This is a genomic window from Actinosynnema sp. NPDC053489 (genome assembly GCF_044544865.1).
GTDB lineage: Bacteria > Actinomycetota > Actinomycetes > Mycobacteriales > Pseudonocardiaceae > Actinosynnema.
This window is the reverse complement of the sequence record NZ_JBITXT010000005.1, coordinates 1-17,431: the sequence shown is the minus strand read 5'-3', so window position 1 is coordinate 17,431 and position 17,431 is coordinate 1. Positions and strand designations below refer to the sequence as shown.

The window sequence follows — 17,431 nt, the reverse complement described above, 5'->3', positions numbered from 1 at the left end:
ATGGCCCGACTGCGCACCGAGGTACCCGGCCCCCGCTCCCGCGAGCTGGCGCAGCGGCGCGAAGGCGCGGTCGCCGCCGGCGTCGGCACGGTGCTGCCCGCGTTCGTCGACCACGCCGAGCCGGGGCTGCTCGTCGACGTCGACGGCAACCGGTTGATCGACCTGGGCTCCGGCATCGCGGTGACCGGCGTCGGCAACCCCGCGCCCCGGGTGGCGGCGGCCGTGCACGAGCAGATCGACCGGTTCAGCCACACCTGCTTCATGGTCACGCCCTACGAGGGCTACCTGGAGGTCTGCGAGCAGTTGGCCGAGCTGACGCCCGGCGGGCACGAGAAGCGCTCGGTGCTGCTGAACTCCGGCGCGGAGGCGGTGGAGAACGCGGTGAAGATCGCCCGCCACGCCACCGGGCGGCCGGGTGTCGTCGTGCTGGACCACGCCTACCACGGCCGCACGAACCTCACCATGGCGATGACCGCCAAGGACATGCCCTACAAGCACGGCTTCGGCCCGTTCACGCCCGGGGTCCGGCGCGTTCCCGGCTCCTACCCGCTGCACGACGGCCTGTCCGGCGCGGAGGCGGCCCGGCGCGCCGTCGCCGCCGTCGACCGGCCCGACGAGGTGGCGTGCGTGGTGGTCGAGCCGATCCAGGGCGAAGGCGGGTTCGTCGTGCCCGCGCCGGGGTTCCTGCCCGCGCTGGCCGACTGGTGCCGGTCGCACGGGGTGCTGCTGGTCGCCGACGAGGTGCAGACCGGCTTCTGCCGCACGGGCGACTGGTTCGCGTGCGAGCACGAGGACGTCGTGCCGGACCTGGTCGCCACCGCGAAAGGCATCGCGGGCGGCCTGCCGCTGGGCGCGGTCACCGGGCGGGCCGACGTCATGGACGCCGTGCACGTCGGCGGGCTCGGCGGCACGTACGGCGGCAACCCGGTCGCCTGCGCCGCCGCCGTCGCCGCGATCGACACCCTGCGCGACCTCGACCTGAACGCCGCCGCCCGCCGCATCGGGGCCACCGTGCTGCCCCGCCTGCGCGCCCTGGCCTCCGACGCGGTCGTGGAGGTGCGCGGCCGGGGCGCGATGCTGGCCGTGGAACTGGCCACCGCCGAGGACGCGGCACGCGTCGCGGCCACCTGCCACGCGGCCGGGGTGGTCGTGCTGACCTGCGGCACCCGTGGGAACGTGATCCGCCTGCTGCCACCGCTCGTCATCCCCGGCGAGCTGCTGGCCGAGGGCCTGGACGTGCTTGAAGGAGCCATTCAGTGACGACGACGCCGTACTGGGTCGCGGGCCGGCCCGCGACGAGCGACGACCCGGTCGAGGTCCGCACCCCGCACGACGGCGCGGTGGCCGGCGTGACCTCGCACGCGAGCGCCGGGGACGTGGAACGCGCGGTGGCCGCCGCGCACGCCGTCGCCGGGGAGTTCGCCGACCTGCCCGCCCACGCCAGGGCCGCGGCGCTGGACCACGTGTCCCGCCGGCTCGCCGAGCGCGCCGACGAGGTGGCGGCGCTGATCACCGCCGAGTCGGGCAAGCCGGTGAAGTGGTCGCGGGTCGAGGTGACCCGCGCGGTGTCGACGTTCCGCTGGGCCGCCGAGGAGGCGCGCCGCTTCTCCGGCGAGTTGCAGCGGCTGGACACCGACCCGGCGGCGAACGGGAGGCTGGCGCTGGTGCGGCGGGCACCGCGCGGGCCCGTGCTGGGCATCGCGCCGTTCAACTTCCCGCTGAACCTGGTGGCGCACAAGGTCGCGCCCGCGCTGGCGGTGGGCGCGCCGATCGTGGTCAAGCCCGCGCCGACCACGCCGCTGGTCGCCCTGCTGCTGGGCGGGCTGCTCGCGGAGACCGACCTGCCCGCCGGGTCGTGGTCGGTGCTGCCGGTGCCCAACGACGTCGCCGGCGCCCTCGCCGAGGACCCGCGGCTGCCGGTGGTGTCGTTCACCGGGTCCGGCCCGGTGGGCCACTCGATCCTGGACCGGGTGCCGCGCAAGCACGTCGTGCTGGAACTGGGCGGCAACGCGGCGGCCGTCGTGTGCCCGGACTGGGAGGACCTCGACTGGGCGGCGCAGCGGATCGCCACGTTCGCGATGTACCAGGGCGGCCAGTCGTGCATCTCCGTGCAGCGCGTGTACGCGCACGACGACGTGTACCCGGCGTTGGCCGACGCCGTGGTGTCGCACGTGCGCGAGCTCGGCACGGGCGACCCGACCGACCCGGCCACCGACGTCGGCCCGCTGATCAACGAGGCCGCCGCCCGCCGGGTGGAGGCGTGGGTGGACGAGGCCGCGGCGGCGGGCGCGCGGGTGCTGACCGGCGGTCGGCGCTCGGGCGCGACCTACGAGCCCACGGTGCTGGCCGACGTGCCGCCGGGCTGCAAGGTGGTGGACGAGGAGGTGTTCGGCCCGGTCGTGGTGCTGGACCGGGTGCCGTCGGTGGACGAGGCGTTCGACCGGGTGAACGCCTCGCGGTTCGGGTTGCAGGCGGGGCTGTTCACGCACGACGTGCGGCTGGCGTTCCGCGCCGCCAAGCGGCTGGCCGTGGGCGGCGTGGTCGTGGGCGACGTGCCGAGCTTCCGCGCCGACCAGATGCCGTACGGCGGGGTGAAGGAGTCGGGGACGGGGCGCGAGGGGGTGCGCGCGGCCATGGAGGACCTGACCGAGCAGCGGGTCCTCGTGCTGACCGGCCTGGAGCTGTGAGGCGGGCCGCGGCGGTCGGCGCGCGCGGGTGTCCACTTCGGATTCACCGCCGCACCGGCCTCCCCGGTGCCCGCCCGGTACCGCGCCCGGACGCGCCGAGGACGCGGTTGCCGCGGGTACCGTCGCCGGTCGTGGACAGGGTTCGGGTCACGTCGAGGGCCGCGTTGGGCCGCGCCGGGTTGCCGGTCGGGCGACCGGTGCTGGTGGTGGTCGGCGGGGCGGACGGGATGGCGGCGGGCGACGTGCGGGCGGTGGCGGAGGTGCTGCGCGACCTCGTGCCCCTGCTGGACGAGTGCGGGGCGGTGGTGGTCGACGGCGGCACGGACGCCGGCGTGGTGCGGGCCGTCGGCCTGGCGCGCGCGGCGGCCGGCGGCGCGTTCCCGTTGATCGGCGTGGCCGCGCAGGTGGCCGTGGAGCTGGACGCGTTCGAGCCGAACCACACCCTCCTCGTCCTCGTGCCCGGTGACGCGTGGGGTGACGAGGTGCCGTGGGTGGCCGACGTGGCGGGCCTGGTCGCGGGCTCGCGGCCGTCGCTGACCGTGGTCGTCAACGGCGGGCGGATCACGTTCGACGACGCCGAGCAGAGCCTGGCCCGGCGCCGACCGCTGGCCGTGCTGCGCGGCACGGGGCGCACGGCGGACGCCATCGCCGCGCGCGCCGACGAGCGCTCGACCGCGATCGCCGCCTCACCGCTGACGACCGTCCTGGACCCCGGCGAGCTGCGCGCCCACGTCGAGCGCGCGTTCCGCGGCTGACCCCGGCAGCCGGATCGTGGCGAGGAGACCGCCGGAGGGGCGCGGGGTGAGGGTGAGCGTCCCGTCGTGCGCGCGGACGATGCTGTTCACGATGGCCAGTCCGAGGCCGACGCCGGCGTGGCCCTCGGCGCGGGTCCGGTCGGTGCCCCGCTGGAACGGCTCGGTGAGCGTCGGCACCAGTTCCGGCGGGAGCGGGTCACCGGTGTTCTTCACCCGCAGCACGCTCACGTCGTCGCGCGATTCGGTGTGGACCGTGACCGTGCCGCCGGTGGGGAGGTTGTGGACGATGGCGTTCTGGACGAGGTTCGTGACCACCCGCAGGAGCAGGGCCGCGTTGCCGGTGGTCCGCGCCGTCCCGCCGGTGACGTCGAGCGTGATCCCGCGCCGCTCGGCGAACGGCAGCAGGGTCTCGGCGGCTTCCTCGGCGACCAGGGAGAGGTCGACCCGCTCGCGGGTGAAGTTCCGGCGGTCGCCGCGGCTGAGCAGCAGGAGCGCCTCGGTGAGGTCGATCGCGCGCTTGTTGACGGTTCGGAGGCGGTCGATCAGCTCGACCGGGTCGCGCCCCGGGTCGGTGCGGGCGACGTCGAGGAGGGTCTGCGTGATCGCCAGCGGGGTGCGCAGCTCGTGGGAGGCGTTCGCGGCGAACCGGCGCTGTTCGGCGACGTGGGACTCGAGTTGTTCGAGCATGGTGTCGAACACGTCGGCGAGTTCGCGGAACTCGTCCCGCGGGCCCTCCAGGCGGACCCGGTGGGAGAGCGAGCCCCGGGCGGCGAGCCGGGCCGCGTCACCGATCCGGTTGAGCGGCGCGAGCATCCGGCCCGCCAGCACCCAGCCGCCCACCAGGCCGAAGACCAGCAAGAACGCCAGCGCCAGCAGCGCGCGGGGGAAGAAGATGCGCACGAGGAGGTAGCGGTTCGGCGCGATGCCCAGGAGGCCCTTGTCGATGTCCGGGACGTAGCGCAGCAGGTACACCCACACCAGTGCCAGCAGCAGCGTGCCGGTGATGAAGAGGAACCCCGCGTAGCTGATGGCGAGCTTCGTCCGGGCGCTGAGCCCCGTGCCCCGGTTCACCGGGGGTCCCCGGTGTCGATCCGGTAGCCGACGCCGGGGACGGTCGCGATGAGCCAGGGTTCGCCCAACCGCTTGCGCAGGGCGGAGACGGTGATGCGGACGGCGTTGGTGAACGGGTCGGCGTTCTCGTCCCACGCCCGCTCCAGCAGCTCCTCCGCGCTGACGACACCACCTTCGGCCGCGACGAGGACTTCGAGCACGGCGAACTGCTTGCGGGTCAGGGCGACGTAGCGGCCGTCGCGGAAGACCTCCCGGCGGAACGGGTCCAGCCGCAGGCCCGCCAGCTCCCGCACGGGCGGGCGGGCGTACGCGCGCCTGCGGTCCAGCGCCCGCAGCCGCAGGACGAGCTCCCGCAGCTCGAACGGCTTGGTGAGGTAGTCGTCCGCACCCAGTTCGAACCCGGAGGCCTTGTCGTCGATCCGGTCGGCGGCGGTGAGCATGAGGATCGGCGTGCCGCTGCCGGAGGCGACGATGCGCCGGGCCACCTCGTCCCCGGACGGTTCCGGGATGTCCCGGTCGAGGACCGCGAGGTCGTAGGAGTTGACCCGGAGCAGTTCGAGGGCGGTGTCCCCGTCGCCGGCGACGTCCGCGGCGATCGCCTCCAGCCGCAGCCCGTCGCGGACGGCCTCGGCCAGGTAGGGCTCGTCCTCCACGATCAGCACGCGCATGCCCGCAGGCTAGGCGCGAGGGCATATCGCCCCCGTATGCGGGCCGCCCCGTCCGTACCATCGCAGTCACTCGATCGGGGAATCGGGCCGAAGCGACAACGGCCGGCGGATGAGCAACTCTCATGCGCGGGTGAATCGACGCGGCTGTCCGACGCCGTCGATCGGTCGCCCCCGCTCCAGTGCGCTGCGGGCGCGTGAACGCCGCGTTGGCGTCGTGCCGCCGAACCGAGGCAGAGGGAATCGTCGGGCTGGTCACCGAGCGGGTGGCCGGGCCCCATCGGGTAGGACAGCATCGAGCCGGCCGGGCAGCGGCATGTGAGGAGCCACGTCGAGTGCGGAACACAAGACGGACCCCTGTCGGGGACGAGGGGTCTCGCCCCCCACCTCCGCTCTTTCCGCGACCGATCGTCGGACAGTGCTAACGCTCACTCCGAGCAGCGGCGCGGGCCGCGGCTTTCTTGCGCCGGACGTACCCGACGGGATCCGCGTCGTAGCTGCGACAGTCGTCCTGCCAGGCCGTGAGCGCCTGCCGGACATCACCCGCCGAGTGCACGTAAACCTCGGAACCCCCGTGCCGAACGGTGGTCCGCGCCACGTCCGTCCACACCAGGTCGAACCCGTGCAACCGCTGCAACGCCGACAACACCATCCGATCGAGGTCCTCCGCGTCTTCGGCCTCGATCCAACGAGCCGCCCAACGGTGGGCCTCGTCCCTGCTGAGGGTGCCGTCGACCACGGCCTGCCACACCTCGCCGACCGTCGCCCTGGTCGCCTGCTGGGGCAAGGTCATTCCCACCACCCACGATCGATGCGGCTCTGCAACTGGCTCTCGGTCAGCGCGTCGAGCACGGTGGTCGGCGCGCCGGACGGGTTGGACATGTCCCTGACGACGACCGAGTAGGTCTTGCCGTCGCCGTTGGGGAGGACCTTGACGATCTGCCCGTCGCCCTGAATGTACATTTCGCCGTTCTGCCACACGTGATCCACGTCTACCTCGCGCTGGCCCGTGCGCATCCGGCCGTGCACGTCGCGGTCGGAGGTCACGCCCGTGGGTCTGGCCTCCTGCTCCAGGCCGCGCGCAGCTCGCTGGGCGCTGGTCAGGCCTGCGCCCGCGTCGACGGACCCTTGCTGCTGCGACGGTCTGCCCGGTTTCCGAGGCCCGCCGGGAGGAGGGCCGGGTCTGGGTGGCTTCTTGTGCAGCGCGAACCGCACGAGCGACAACAGGAGCAGCAGTGTGCGCATGGCCGCCTACCCGTTCAAGAGCTTCGTCAGGTTGGTCAGGCTGTTGATTAGCGCCATCGTGTAGGTGAGGATGCGGCCTGCCCACTTGACCACGGCCGCGACGATCTGCGAGGCGATGACCGGGATCGTCACGACGAAGATCGCCTCGACCGCCCACACGATCACCCTGGACACCAGGTCGGCGATCAGGTCTCGGACGATCTCGCGGGTCATCTCCACCAGGTTGCCCGCACCCTCGGTGGCCACGGCCATCGCCGCGGAGATCGCTCCCAGCGCGCCGATGGCCTCGACGTTCTTCGCCATCTTGGCCTGGTAGGCGTCCGCCGCCGCGCCGTGCCAGCCAGGGATGTCCGCCTCGACGCACGACTTGAGGTCCTCGGACATGCTGTAGAGCTCTTTGGCCATGTTCTCCCAGGTCGTCGCGTGCGACCTGACGATGTCCGGCTTGCCGGTGAGCTCGTCGAGCATTTCCCGCAACGGCTCGAAGTACTCGATCGCCCAGCCGAGCCCGTTGGACAGCAAGCCGTTGATCGGGTCGAGCGCGAAGGCGACGACCTCCACGGCCGCACCCGTCCCGGCCAGCAGGTCGTCGACCCAGCCGTCCGCCTTGATGGCATCCACGAGCCCTTCGATGCTGTCGGCGACACCAGAGCCGGTCCACACCTCGCGGGACGACCCGACAGGAGCCACCAGATCGGTCATGAGGGCCCTCCCCCGCCCGCCGCCGCGCGCACGAGTCCCGCGTTGTCCGCGTCGACGGTCTCGTAGTCGTCCGAGCTGACCAGCAGCGTCTTCACGACGATGTCGAGCGTCTCCTCCTGGTAGGCGATCAGCTCGTCCTGCTCCGCGTGCCTGCCTTCCAGCACCCCGGAGATCCACTCGCACAACACCCCGTAAGCCTGGCCATCCTGCGTGATGTGCGCGCTCGCGGCTTTCACCGCGGCGAACCGCGCCTGGATCTTGGCGACGTTCGCCGCGTGGGCGCGCAACTGCTCGACATCGACCTGGAACGTCATGGTCACCGCCCCCTGAGGTAGGTGCGCGAGTCGTTGCCGTCGTCTTCATCTTGTGGGGCCACGCGGGCACTTCCACTGCCGCGCAGCTGGTTGCCGACCCGCTCGGCGATGGCCCGCGCTGCCGGCGAGTCGCCCACCGTGTTCGCGATGATCTCCCGCGACCGGTCGGCCAGCTCGCCCCGCGCCTGACTCAGCGTCGCCAGGATTGCCCGCGCCACCTCGCCCGGAGGGACCCGGTGGATCCGGTCGGTGAGTCGCAGGTCCACCATCACACCGGTCGAGTCGACCGTCACTTGAGCGAGCCCGTTCTGATCGTTCACGGTGACCCGCACGTTCTGGAAACGCTCGCTCATCACCTGCGTGTCGGCGGCGAGTTTGTCGATGCGCCCCTTCCATGCCTCGAGACGGTCGCGTGCGCCGTCCGGATCGAGGATGCCTCCCGCCACGTCGCTCTCCTGTCTCGTGTCGCGTCAGCCGGACCGAGGGTAGGAGCGGGACTGGCCGCGGTCGTGGGGAACGTGGACATTCACCTGAAACGGGTATCCGCTCCCTCCGCCGCCTGCCGTTCCCACCTCGCCTGTGTCCCGGTCCCCAGTGGCGCGTCCCGGAGGGTTGGCCCGGTAGTCGATCGGTTGGGCTGATCGGCGAGGCTGGTTCCGTGCGCCGGGTGCGCGAGGTGGTCGTGGCTCGTCGTCCGAGCGTGTTCGCGAGGCCGTTATCGATGGAGGAAGGTCGGAAGGTCCAGCGGATCGCCAGGACCTCGAAGGACCGGGTGCGGTCGAGGCGGGCGATCGTGGTCCTGATGTCGGATCAGGGCCAGGCCGTCTGGGTCATCACCTCGTTGACGCGGGTGAGCGAGGAGTACGTGCGGGTGTGCCCCACGGACCCACGCGTTCAACGGGCGGGGTTCGCGGCGCTGGACCCGCGGTGGAGCGGCGGGCGGAGTCGGACGATCGGTGAATCCGCGACCGGGCCGCCGACCACGACACCGAGCCGGTGTTCCTGCCGACCCGCTCCAGCCGGCTGAACCGGACCGCGGCCGAGTTCGCAGCCCTGCGCCACTTCGCCCTCAACGGCACCGACCACCGCGGCCACGCCGCGCAGAACGCCGCCATCGCCTCGTCCATCCGCTGGCGCAACGCCCGAGCCCGACCCAAGACCGGCTTTCGCCACCGACTCACCCATCCGCACCTGGACCCATTACCCGACCGAGGCCGCGTGACGAGCCACTGGGTGCGAACCCCGCAAGGTCCACCCGAACAGGACAGCCGTACAGGGCAGGACCGGCGCGGGTGTTGTCACAGGCCGGTCACACAGAGTATGGTCTAGACCTGCCGCCGCGTTTGGGTGAACGCTCCACCCGGCGCACTCGGGTTGGCGTTCGCCACAAGCGTTTCCGCCCATCCGATCAGAGGAGTCCACATGTCACTCCGCCGAAGGATCGCCGCGGTGGCGGCCGGCGTGCTCGCCGCACCGCTCGTGACGGTCGCCCTGCCTTCGGTGCCCGCGTTCGCGCACGGGTACATCTCGTCACCGCCCAGCCGTCAGGCGCAGTGCGCCCGCGGCTTGGTGCCGTGCGGTGACATCAAGTACGAGCCGCAGAGCGTCGAGGGCCCGAAGGGGCTGCGCAGCTGCAACGGCGGCGTCGCGCGGTTCGCCGAGCTGAACGACGACAACAAGGGCTGGAAGGTCGCGAGCACCGGCCAGACGGTGACGTTCAACTGGACGTTCACCGCGCGGCACGCCACCGCCAGCTACGAGTACTACGTCGGCGGCAGGCGGGTCGGCTACTTCGCCGGCAACAACCAGCAGCCGCCGTCCACCCTGTCGCACACCGTGAACCTGGGCGCGTCCGGCCGCCAGACCGTGCTCGCCATCTGGAACATCAGCGACACCTCAAACGCCTTCTACGCCTGCGTCGACGTGAACGCCGGCTAACTCGAGAGTCCTACCTCCAGCACGCGAGAGTCCTACGTCCACGACGCGAGAGTCCTACGTTCACGCACCCCGAGTTCAACGCTCAGGCCCGCCTGCCCGCGTGCCGAGCGTTGAACTCGGGTGTCCTGGACGTAGGACTCTCGCCGTCTGGAGGTAGGACTCTCGCGGAGGCGGGTCAGGCGGTGAAGCCGCCGTCGGCGTGCAACTGGGCCCCCGTCACGTAGCGGGCCTCGTCGGACGCCAGGAACGCCACCGCCGCCGCGATCTCCGCCGGCTCCGCGTAACGCCCCAGCGCCGTGAAGCCGCGCACGACGTCCGCGCCCTCGCCGTCGGCCGGGTTCGAGTCGGTCGCCGTCGCACCGGGGTGCACGAGGTTCACCGTGATCCCCCGCGGCCCCAGCTCCCGCGCCAACGCCTTCGTCAACCCGACCAGCGCCGCCTTCGACGCCGAGTACAGCGAGAACCCGGGGAACACCGCCCGCTCGGCCACGTTGCTGCCGATGCCGATCACCCGCCCGCCGGGTCCGAGGTGCGGCAGCGCCGCCTTCACCGCCAGGAACGCCGCCCGCACGTTCACGTCGAAGGTCCGGTCGAACTCCGCCGCGCCCAGCTCCTCCACCGGCCCCACGATGAACTCGCCCGCGTTGTTCACCAGCACGTCCAACCGCCCGAGCGCGGCCACGACCTCCTCCACCGCCGCGGTCACCGCCTCCGCGTCACCGCTGTCCGCCCGCACGGCCACGACCCGCCGCCCCAGCGCCTCCACCCGGTCCACCACGTCACCCGCGCCGTTGCGGTGGGTGATCGCCACGTCCGCGCCCAGCTCCGCCAACCGCACCGCGATCGCCGCGCCGATGCCCCTGCTGCCGCCCGTGACCAGGGCGACCTTGCCGTCGAATGCCATGCCGCGAGCCTGCCGCCCCGGCGGATTCCGGTCCGGCGGGAATCGGACGGCTGCCTCTCGCACGCCGGGTTGTGACCAGCGTCACTCCCCTGCCGCGCACCCCGGCCATGGCGTAAATCGCGTTGCGAGGGGAGGTCGGCCTCGCATAGGTTCGTGGTACACGAGGAAGGAGGTGGTCCGAAGTTGAACGGCTGTAGGACTCTGCGTGAGGTGGCTGTCCGCTAGGACCGGCCTTTCCAGGTGGTCTGGGCGAATCCCAGGCAGCCACCCGGCCCCCGTGACCCCGAGCCCAGTCCAGCTCGGCCCGCACCCCGTGCGGGAAGCGGTCAGGGGGCCGTTCTACGTTCCGGGGAAGGTCGGCCCAGGTGGGCGCGCACGGCCTTCAGATCGGCCAGGAAACCCCGGTATGCCTCGTCGCGGTCGGGAGCGCGCAGCACCGCCGAGGGGTGCACGGTCGCGATGACGTCGTAGTCCTCGCCGCGCTCGACCTGGCCGCGGCGTTCGGTGACCTTGAACCCGGTGCCCAGCACGGCCTTCGCGGCCGTCGCGCCCAGGCACACCACCAGGTCGGGGCGCACCCGCCCGAGTTCCGCCCGCAGCCACGGCAGGCAGGCCACGACCTCGCCGCGCGCCGGCGTCTTGTGGATGCGCCGCTTGCCGCGCTCGGCGGGGACGAACTTGAAGTGCTTGACCGCGTTGGTCAGGTAGACGCCCTCACGGGCCAGGTCGGCCTCGTCCAGCGCCTTGTCCAGCAGCCGGCCGGCGGGCCCGACGAACGGCTCGCCCTGCCGGTCCTCCACGTCGCCGGGCTGCTCGCCGACGAGCACCACCCTGGCGTCCTCCGGCCCCGTGCCGAACACGGTCTGCGTGGCCGGTTCGTACAGGTGGCAGCCGCGGCACCCCGCGGCCGCACGGCGAAGCGCCGCCAAGTCCGCACCCTCGGGCACGAACTCGGCGGCGCTGGTCTTGTCAGTGGTCGTCGCCACGGAAGGCGTCCTTGACCTTCTCCCCCGCCTGCTTCAACGACCCCTTCGCCTGCTCGGCGCGGCCCTCGGCCTGCCACTGCTCGTTGTCGGTGGCGTCACCGACGGCGGCCTTCGCCTTGCCCTTGAGCTCCTCGGCCTTGTTGTTGAGCTTGTCGTCAGTCCCCATGACCGTTCCTCTCGTAGGGCGCTTCTCCGTCACCCATCAGGTACCCGTGGGGCATACGGCGGAAACACCGCGCACCCGTCCGCGCGGCCGGGCGGGTCGGTCCGCCGGCGGTGCGCGGCCGCGGCGGGCGACGAGTTCTGGCTGCTCGCGCCACGCGGAAGCACCCTCCAGTTGCACCGGAGGACCCGTCCTCTACTACGGTGATCGTCTACGCGGTTGAAAAGCCAGCCGCAAGCCACCCGGCACCCGCAAGGGCACCAGGGTCAGCGAGAGCTGTGGGCTTGCCGGTGCTGGCACCCGCGTGTCCTGACGCTCTCGCACTGCTGGCCTGGCTGACCGGTACCGACGTGCGAGAGAGGAGCCCGACCGTGGTCGGGGACAACGGGCACGATTCGCTGACCGCGCGGATCGCCAGCCTTGAGGCCGAGATCGTGGGACTGCGCAAGGCGGTGCAGACGCGCACCGTGATCGGGCAGGCCACCGGCCTGATATCCGCCGTGCAGGGCTGCACGCCCCAGGAGGGCTTCCAGCTGCTCGTCCGGATGTCGCAGCACCACAACGTGAAGCTGCACACGATCGCGTTGAAGCTGCTCGACCTCTCCACCGAGCTGGGGCCGCGGCAGGCCGTGCGCGCCGTCCACACCTCCTCCGAACCACTCGACGACCCGATGCCCGTCGCCGAGTGGCCGGGGGTGGAGGTGGTCAACGCGGCGCGCGGGCTGGTCGCCGCCTACGACGCCGCGAGGTACTCCGACGACGACCGGCCGGAGGTGCGAAGGCAGCTCGCCGACCAGGTGGAGCTGGCCGGCCGGATGCTCGCCGAGAAGCTCACCGAGGTCGGGTGGCTCACGCCGGACGAGCGGGCGTGACCGCCGCGCGGTCGACGATCGCGAAGGTGTCGGCGGGCAGGTGCACCGCCTGCCCGTCCACCTTCACGTCCGGGGAAGCGAGCAGCACCTCGCCGACCTCGACGTCCAGCCGCACCTCGGCGTCCTCCCCGAGGTTGCACACCACCCGCAGGTCGCCCCGGTGCAGCACGAGCACCCGGCCCTCCTCGCGCACGACGAACCGGTCCAGCCGCGGGTCCGCGAGCTCCGGCCGCGACCGGCGCAGCGCGATCAACGCCCGGTAGACGTCCAGCAGCTCCCGGTGACCGGGCTCGGTCACCTCGTCCCAGCGCAGCGTCGACCGCCGCACCGTCTCCGGGTCGATCGGGTCGGGCACCTCCGACTCGCCCCACCCGTGCCGGCCGAACTCCCGCCGCCTGCCCGTGCGCACCGCCTCGGCCAGTTCCGGGTCCGGGAACGACGCGAAGAACTGCCACGGCGTGCTCGCCGCCCACTCCTCGCCCATGAAGACCATCGGCGTGTACGGGGAGCTGAGCACGATCGCCGCGCCCACCGCCTGCCGCTGCCACGGCACCGTCGCGGTCAGCCGGTCGCCGGTCGCGCGGTTGCCGACCTGGTCGTGGTTCTGCAGGTAGGCGAGGAACCGGTAGCCGGGCAGCCGGTCGCGGTCCACCGGCCGGCCGTGGCTGCGGCCCCGGAACGACGACCAGGTGCCCGCGTGGAAGAACACCTCGCGCAGGGTCCGGCCCAGCGCGCCCTCGAAGTCCGGGTAGTAGCCGAACGTCTCCCCGCTCAACGCCACGTGCAGCGCGTGGTGCAGGTCGTCGTCCCACTGGGCGTGCAGGCCGTAGCCGCCACCCTCCCGGGCGGTGACCAGGCGGGCGTCGTTGAGGTCCGACTCGGCGATCAGCGTCAGCGGCCGGCCCACGGCCGCCGACAACGCGTCCACCTCGACCGCGAGCTGCTCCAGCACGTGCAGCGCGCTGCGGTCCACGAGGGCGTGCACGGCGTCGAGCCGCAGGCCGTCGACGTGGAAGTCGCGCAGCCAGCCCAGGGCGTTGTCGATGACGTACCGGCGCACCTCGTCGGCGCCCTCGCCGTCCAGGTTGAGGCCCGGGCCCCAGTCGTTGCTGCCCGCGAAGTACGGCCCGAACCGGTCGAGGTACGCCCCGGAGGGCCCGAGGTGGTTGTAGACCACGTCCAGCACCACGGCCAGCCCGCGCGCGTGGCAGGCGTCCACGAACCGCTTGAACCCGTCGGGCCCGCCGTACGGCTCGTGCACCGCGCCCCACAGCACGCCGTCGTAGCCCCAGCCCGCGGTGCCGTCGAACGAGTTCACCGGCAGCACCTCGACGTGCGTGACGCCGAGGTCCACCAGGTGGTCCAGCCGCTCCACCGCGCCGTCGAACGTGCCCGCGGGCGTGAACGTGCCGACGTGCAGCTCGTAGAGCACCGCGCCGGGCAGGGCGCGTCCGGTCCACGCCCGGTCGGTCCACTCGAACGCCGAGTGGTCGTACGCGCGGGACTCCGCGTGCACGCCGTTCGGCTGCCACCGCGACCGCGGGTCGGGCAGCACCTCGTCGGAGTCGCCGAGCAGGAACCCGTAGTCGGTCCCCGTGGCGCCGGAGTGCCACCACCCGTCGGCGCCGGCCGTCATCTCGTGGTCGCGGCCGTCGACCCGCACCCGGACGCGCTCGTGCGCCGGTGCCCACACCGAGAAGCTCACGACTCCCCCACGTCCGATCGCCGGCTCCGCCGGGCGTCGACCAGCAGTGCCACCGGGTAGCGGGACAGCATGGCGTCCAGCCGCCCGTCCGCGGGTCGGGACGTGAGCACGTCGGTCCACTCCCCCGGCGGCAGCGGCAGCACCGTGTCACCCCAGCCGCCCGCGTCGGCCAGGCCCACCGGCAGCCGGGTCGCCACCGCGACCAGGCCGTCGCGCTCGAACGCGACCACGTGCCGTGCCGCCCGCCCGGACGCCTCCAGCGGCCGGTAGCCGCGGAACAGCTCGGGCCGTTCCCGGCGCAGCCGCAGCGCGCGCTGCACGACGAGCAGCTTGGCCGCGCCCGAGTCGTCCACGTCGGGCAGCCAGCCGTCCTCGATCCGCGCCAGCAGCCGCCGCCGCACGTCGTAGTCGACCGGTCGCCGGTTGTCCGGGTCGACCAGCGAGAGGTCCCACAGCTCGGTGCCCTGGTACACGTCCGGCACGCCGGGCGCGGTGAGCTGCACGAGCTTCTGGCCGAGGGCGTTGGACCAGCCCGCCGCGACGATCCGCTCCACGAACGACGCCACCTCGGCCGCCACGGGACCGGACAGCACCTGCTCCGGCCACGCCGCCACGGCCGCCTCGAACGCCTCGTCGTGGTCGGTCCACGTGGTGCGGACCTTCGACTCCTTGGCCGCCTTGTCCAGGTAGTCGCGCATCCGCTCGGGCGTGATCGGCCACGCGCCGACCAGGGACTGCCACGCGAGCAGGTTCAGCGACGGCTCGTCGATGGGGTGCGCGGCGGTCCACCGGCGCACCGCCTCGGCGAACTCCTCGGGCACCTCGGCGAGCACCGCCAGCCGGGCCCGCACGTCCTCGGACCGCTTGGTGTCGTGCGTCGACAACGTGGTCATCGCCGCCGGCGAGCCCGCCTCGCGGGCCGCCGCGCGCCCGTGGAACTCCTCGGGCGGCACGCCGAACCGGTCCGGTGCCCCGCCGACCTCGTTGAGCGCCACGAACCGGGTGTACCGGTAGAACGCGGTGTCCTCGGTGCCCTTGGCGACGACCATGCCCGACGTCTGCTGGATGCGGGTGGCCAGCTCGCCCTCGGGCTCGGCCCGCACCTGCCGGTCCAGCGCCGCGGCCGCGGGCGAGGTGGCCGCCGTCACCGCGGCCTCCCACGCGTCGAGGCCCTCGGGCAGGTAGGAGCGGTAGACCGGGAAGTTCACCATGACCTCGGCGACGGCCCGCTCGGCCTCGTCGGGGTCGGCGTCGCGGACCAGGGCCGCGATCCGGCGCACCTCGGCGCGCAGCAGCGACCGGGTCACCAGCTCGCGGGACTCGTGCTCCACGGCGGCGAAGTCGGTGGGCGCGCCCAGCTCGCCGGCCAGCGCGGTGAACGCCGCCTCGCCCGCCGGGTCCACGAACAGCCCGCACACCTCGCGCAACGCGTCGTAGCCCGTGGTGCCGTCGACGGGCCAGCTCGCGGGCAGCCGCTCGTCCGCGCCCAGGATCTTCTCCACGACCAGCCACACGCCGGAGCGCTCGCGCAGCCGCCGGACGTAGCCGCCGGGGTCGGCCAGGCCGTCGGGGTGGTCGACCCGCAGCCCGGTGACCTCGCCCGCGGCGACCCAGCGCAGCACCTCGTCGTGGGTGGCGTCGAACACCTCCGGGTCCTCGACGCGCACCGCGGCCAGCGTGGTGATGTCGAAGAACCGCCGGTAGTTCAGCTCGGTGTTGCCGCGCCGCCAGAACGCCAGCCGGTAGTGCTCGTGCTCCTCCTCGGAGTCCTCTTCGCCCGCGAACGGCAGCAGCAGCGGTCCGGAGTCCCAGTCGATGTCGAAGTAGTCGGCGTACCGCGACGCGCGCCCGTGCCGGAGCACGTCCCACCACCACTTGTTGACGTCGTCGGGTCCGACGGCCATGTGGTTGGGCACGATGTCGAGCACGAAGCCGAGTCCCGCGGTGCGGAGCGCCTTGTGCAGCGCCACCCGGCCGGCCTCTCCGCCCAGCTCCTCCCGGGCGCGGGTCGGGTCGACCACGTCGTAGCCGTGGGTGGAGCCGGGCACCGCCTCCAGCACCGGCGAGGCGTAGAGCGCGCCGACGCCCAGCGCGTCGAGGTAGTCGACCGCGGCCTCGGCGTCGGCGAAGGTGAACCCGGGCGTGAACTGGATGCGGTAGGTGGACGAGGGCGGTCCGCCGGGCGTGCCGGTCACTCCTGCTCCAATCGCTGCAGCACCACGAGGGAACGCGCGACCAGCGTCAGCTTGCCGCCCGCGGGAACCACTTCACCCTGATCGGGTGATTTCACTTCACCCGTCGCGGTGTCGATCACGACCGTCCACTGCGGACCGTAACCCTCTTCGGGGAGGGTGACCTCGATGTCCTCGTGGTGGGCGTTGAACGCGAGCAGGAACGAGTCGTCCAGCACCCGCATGCCGCGCTGGTCCAGGTCCGGGATGCCCTCGCCGTTGAGGAACACCACGACGCAGCGGCCGAAGTCGTCGCCCCAGTTCTGCTCCGTCATCTCTTCGCCCGACGGGGTGAACCAGGCGATGTCCCGGAGCTCGTCGCCCTTGCGGATCGGCTTGCCCTGGAAGAACCGGCGCCGCCGCAGCACGGGGTGCCGCCTGCGGAAGTCCGTCAGCGCCGCGGTGAACTCCAGCAGGTCGCGGTTCTTCTCCAGCAACGTCCAGTCGACCCAGGACAGCGCGTTGTCCTGGCAGTAGGCGTTGTTGTTGCCCTCCTGCGAGCGGCCCAGCTCGTCGCCGTGCAGCAACATGGGGACGCCCTGCGACAGCAGCAGCGTGGCCAGCAGGTTGCGCCGCTGGCGGGCGCGCAGGTCGTTGACCTCGGGGTCGTCGGTCGGGCCCTCGACGCCGCAGTTCCACGACCGGTTGTCGTCCGCGCCGTCGCGGCCGTCCTCGCCGTTGGCCAGGTTGTGCTTGTCGTTGAACGACACCAGGTCGTTGAGCGTGAACCCGTCGTGCGCGGTGACGAAGTTGACCGACGCGTACGGGCGGCGGCCGTCGTCCTGGTACAGGTCGGAGGAGCCGGTGATGCGGGAGGCGAACTCGCCCAGCGTGGCGGGCTCGCCGCGCCAGAAGTCGCGGACCGTGTCGCGGTACTTGCCGTTCCACTCGGTCCACAACGGCGGGAAGTTGCCGACCTGGTAACCACCCGGGCCGACGTCCCACGGCTCGGCGATCAGCTTGACCTGGCTGACCACCGGGTCCTGCTGCACCAGGTCGAAGAACGTCGACAGCCGGTCCACGTCGTAGAACTCGCGCGCCAGCGTCGCGGCCAGGTCGAACCGGAACCCGTCGACCCGCATCTCGGTCACCCAGTATCGCAACGAGTCCATGATCAGCTGCAACGTGTGCGGGCTGCGCACGTTCAACGAGTTCCCGGTACCGGTGTAGTCCATGTAGAACTGCGGGTCGTC

At 72.6% G+C, this 17,431-nt stretch carries 18 protein-coding genes; 5 read left to right on the top strand and 13 right to left on the bottom strand.

The annotated features are described in order from the left end of the window. From gabT to ACIGNX_RS12415, 3 genes are all read left to right on the top strand, one after another. Positions 1-1,260 carry a 4-aminobutyrate--2-oxoglutarate transaminase gene (gene gabT, locus ACIGNX_RS12425; protein ID WP_396539244.1) on the top strand — a complete coding sequence of 420 codons (1,260 nt, stop codon included), beginning with the start codon at positions 1-3 and terminating at the stop codon, positions 1,258-1,260. Further along, positions 1,257-2,687 (top strand): aldehyde dehydrogenase family protein, encoded by a 1,431-nt coding sequence (locus ACIGNX_RS12420; RefSeq protein ID WP_396539242.1) that lies wholly within the window; start codon positions 1,257-1,259, stop codon positions 2,685-2,687. The genes gabT and ACIGNX_RS12420 overlap by 4 nt, the downstream gene beginning before the upstream one ends. Before the next feature lie 131 nt (positions 2,688-2,818). Next, positions 2,819-3,442, top strand: a complete 624-nt coding sequence (locus ACIGNX_RS12415; RefSeq protein ID WP_396539240.1) for a hypothetical protein — start codon at positions 2,819-2,821, stop codon at positions 3,440-3,442. Here ACIGNX_RS12415 and ACIGNX_RS12410 read toward each other — a convergent pair. The 7 genes from ACIGNX_RS12410 to ACIGNX_RS12380 form a co-directional block, all read right to left on the bottom strand. Further along, positions 3,374-4,513 (bottom strand): sensor histidine kinase, encoded by a 1,140-nt coding sequence (locus tag ACIGNX_RS12410; protein WP_396539238.1) that lies wholly within the window; start codon positions 4,511-4,513, stop codon positions 3,374-3,376. The genes ACIGNX_RS12415 and ACIGNX_RS12410 overlap by 69 nt on opposite strands. Continuing rightward, positions 4,510-5,181, bottom strand: a complete 672-nt coding sequence (locus ACIGNX_RS12405; protein ID WP_396539236.1) for a response regulator transcription factor — start codon at positions 5,179-5,181, stop codon at positions 4,510-4,512. Before ACIGNX_RS12405 ends, ACIGNX_RS12410 begins: the two co-directional genes overlap by 4 nt. A 418-nt stretch (positions 5,182-5,599) precedes the next feature. Further along, on the bottom strand, positions 5,600-5,971 hold the full coding sequence (locus ACIGNX_RS12400) for a hypothetical protein (RefSeq protein ID WP_396539234.1): 372 nt from the start codon (positions 5,969-5,971) through the stop codon (positions 5,600-5,602). Further along, entirely contained in the window at positions 5,968-6,423 is a 456-nt protein-coding gene (locus ACIGNX_RS12395) for a hypothetical protein (protein WP_396539232.1), read from the bottom strand. The genes ACIGNX_RS12400 and ACIGNX_RS12395 overlap by 4 nt, the downstream gene beginning before the upstream one ends. A gap of 6 nt (positions 6,424-6,429) precedes the next feature. After that, entirely contained in the window at positions 6,430-7,125 is a 696-nt protein-coding gene (locus ACIGNX_RS12390) for a WXG100 family type VII secretion target (RefSeq protein ID WP_396539230.1), read from the bottom strand. Then, positions 7,122-7,439, bottom strand: coding sequence for a hypothetical protein (locus tag ACIGNX_RS12385; protein ID WP_396539229.1), 318 nt, complete (start codon positions 7,437-7,439; stop codon positions 7,122-7,124). Before ACIGNX_RS12385 ends, ACIGNX_RS12390 begins: the two co-directional genes overlap by 4 nt. Positions 7,440-7,441: 2 nt before the next feature. Beyond that, positions 7,442-7,885: a YbaB/EbfC family nucleoid-associated protein gene (locus tag ACIGNX_RS12380; RefSeq protein WP_396539227.1), complete on the bottom strand. Its 444-nt coding sequence runs from the start codon at positions 7,883-7,885 to the stop codon at positions 7,442-7,444. 976 nt (positions 7,886-8,861) lie between these two features. Between ACIGNX_RS12380 and ACIGNX_RS12375 the strand changes: the two genes are divergently transcribed. After that, positions 8,862-9,377, top strand: coding sequence for a lytic polysaccharide monooxygenase auxiliary activity family 9 protein (locus ACIGNX_RS12375; RefSeq protein WP_396539225.1), 516 nt, complete (start codon positions 8,862-8,864; stop codon positions 9,375-9,377). Positions 9,378-9,552: 175 nt separating this feature from the next. On the opposite strand, the gene ACIGNX_RS12370 is transcribed toward ACIGNX_RS12375, so the two are convergent. The 3 genes from ACIGNX_RS12370 to ACIGNX_RS12360 all read right to left on the bottom strand — a co-directional run bounded on the left by ACIGNX_RS12370 (position 9,553) and on the right by ACIGNX_RS12360 (position 11,433). Continuing rightward, a complete protein-coding gene (locus tag ACIGNX_RS12370) occupies positions 9,553-10,281 on the bottom strand; it encodes an SDR family NAD(P)-dependent oxidoreductase (RefSeq protein WP_396539223.1) in 729 nt (242 codons plus the stop codon). A 326-nt stretch (positions 10,282-10,607) separates the two neighbouring features. Further along, the gene (locus tag ACIGNX_RS12365; RefSeq protein WP_396539221.1) at positions 10,608-11,267 is read right to left on the bottom strand and encodes a UdgX family uracil-DNA binding protein; all 660 of its coding nucleotides are present in this window, start codon (positions 11,265-11,267) and stop codon (positions 10,608-10,610) included. Next, positions 11,251-11,433, bottom strand: coding sequence for a CsbD family protein (locus ACIGNX_RS12360; protein WP_396539219.1), 183 nt, complete (start codon positions 11,431-11,433; stop codon positions 11,251-11,253). Before ACIGNX_RS12360 ends, ACIGNX_RS12365 begins: the two co-directional genes overlap by 17 nt. Before the next feature lie 368 nt (positions 11,434-11,801). On the opposite strand from ACIGNX_RS12360, the gene ACIGNX_RS12355 reads away from it, so the two are divergent. Then, positions 11,802-12,302: an ANTAR domain-containing protein gene (locus tag ACIGNX_RS12355; protein ID WP_396539217.1), complete on the top strand. Its 501-nt coding sequence runs from the start codon at positions 11,802-11,804 to the stop codon at positions 12,300-12,302. Here ACIGNX_RS12355 and treZ read toward each other — a convergent pair. The 3 genes from treZ to ACIGNX_RS12340 all read right to left on the bottom strand — a co-directional run. Beyond that, positions 12,280-14,007, bottom strand: a complete 1,728-nt coding sequence (treZ, locus tag ACIGNX_RS12350; RefSeq protein ID WP_396539215.1) for a malto-oligosyltrehalose trehalohydrolase — start codon at positions 14,005-14,007, stop codon at positions 12,280-12,282. The genes ACIGNX_RS12355 and treZ overlap by 23 nt on opposite strands. After that, positions 14,004-16,202, bottom strand: a complete 2,199-nt coding sequence (treY, locus tag ACIGNX_RS12345) for a malto-oligosyltrehalose synthase (RefSeq protein WP_396539213.1) — start codon at positions 16,200-16,202, stop codon at positions 14,004-14,006. The genes treZ and treY overlap by 4 nt, the downstream gene beginning before the upstream one ends. Continuing rightward, the coding region (locus ACIGNX_RS12340) for a glycogen debranching protein (protein WP_396539211.1) at positions 16,199-17,431 on the bottom strand (1,233 nt) is incomplete at its 5' end. The genes ACIGNX_RS12340 and treY, both read right to left, overlap by 4 nt.

Bases quoted from the DNA above. Each gene is read 5' to 3' on its own strand.
- gabT (WP_396539244.1), top strand. From the start codon at position 1: ATGGCCCGACTGCGCACCGAGGTACCCGGCCCCCGCTCCCGCGAGCTG.
- ACIGNX_RS12405 (WP_396539236.1), bottom strand. From the start codon at position 5,181: ATGCGCGTGCTGATCGTGGAGGACGAGCCCTACCTGGCCGAGGCCGTC.
- ACIGNX_RS12400 (WP_396539234.1), bottom strand. From the start codon at position 5,971: ATGACCTTGCCCCAGCAGGCGACCAGGGCGACGGTCGGCGAGGTGTGG.
- ACIGNX_RS12395 (WP_396539232.1), bottom strand. From the start codon at position 6,423: ATGCGCACACTGCTGCTCCTGTTGTCGCTCGTGCGGTTCGCGCTGCAC.
- ACIGNX_RS12390 (WP_396539230.1), bottom strand. From the start codon at position 7,125: ATGACCGATCTGGTGGCTCCTGTCGGGTCGTCCCGCGAGGTGTGGACC.
- ACIGNX_RS12385 (WP_396539229.1), bottom strand. From the start codon at position 7,439: ATGACGTTCCAGGTCGATGTCGAGCAGTTGCGCGCCCACGCGGCGAAC.
- ACIGNX_RS12375 (WP_396539225.1), top strand. From the start codon at position 8,862: ATGTCACTCCGCCGAAGGATCGCCGCGGTGGCGGCCGGCGTGCTCGCC.
- ACIGNX_RS12370 (WP_396539223.1), bottom strand. From the start codon at position 10,281: ATGGCATTCGACGGCAAGGTCGCCCTGGTCACGGGCGGCAGCAGGGGC.
- ACIGNX_RS12360 (WP_396539219.1), bottom strand. From the start codon at position 11,433: ATGGGGACTGACGACAAGCTCAACAACAAGGCCGAGGAGCTCAAGGGC.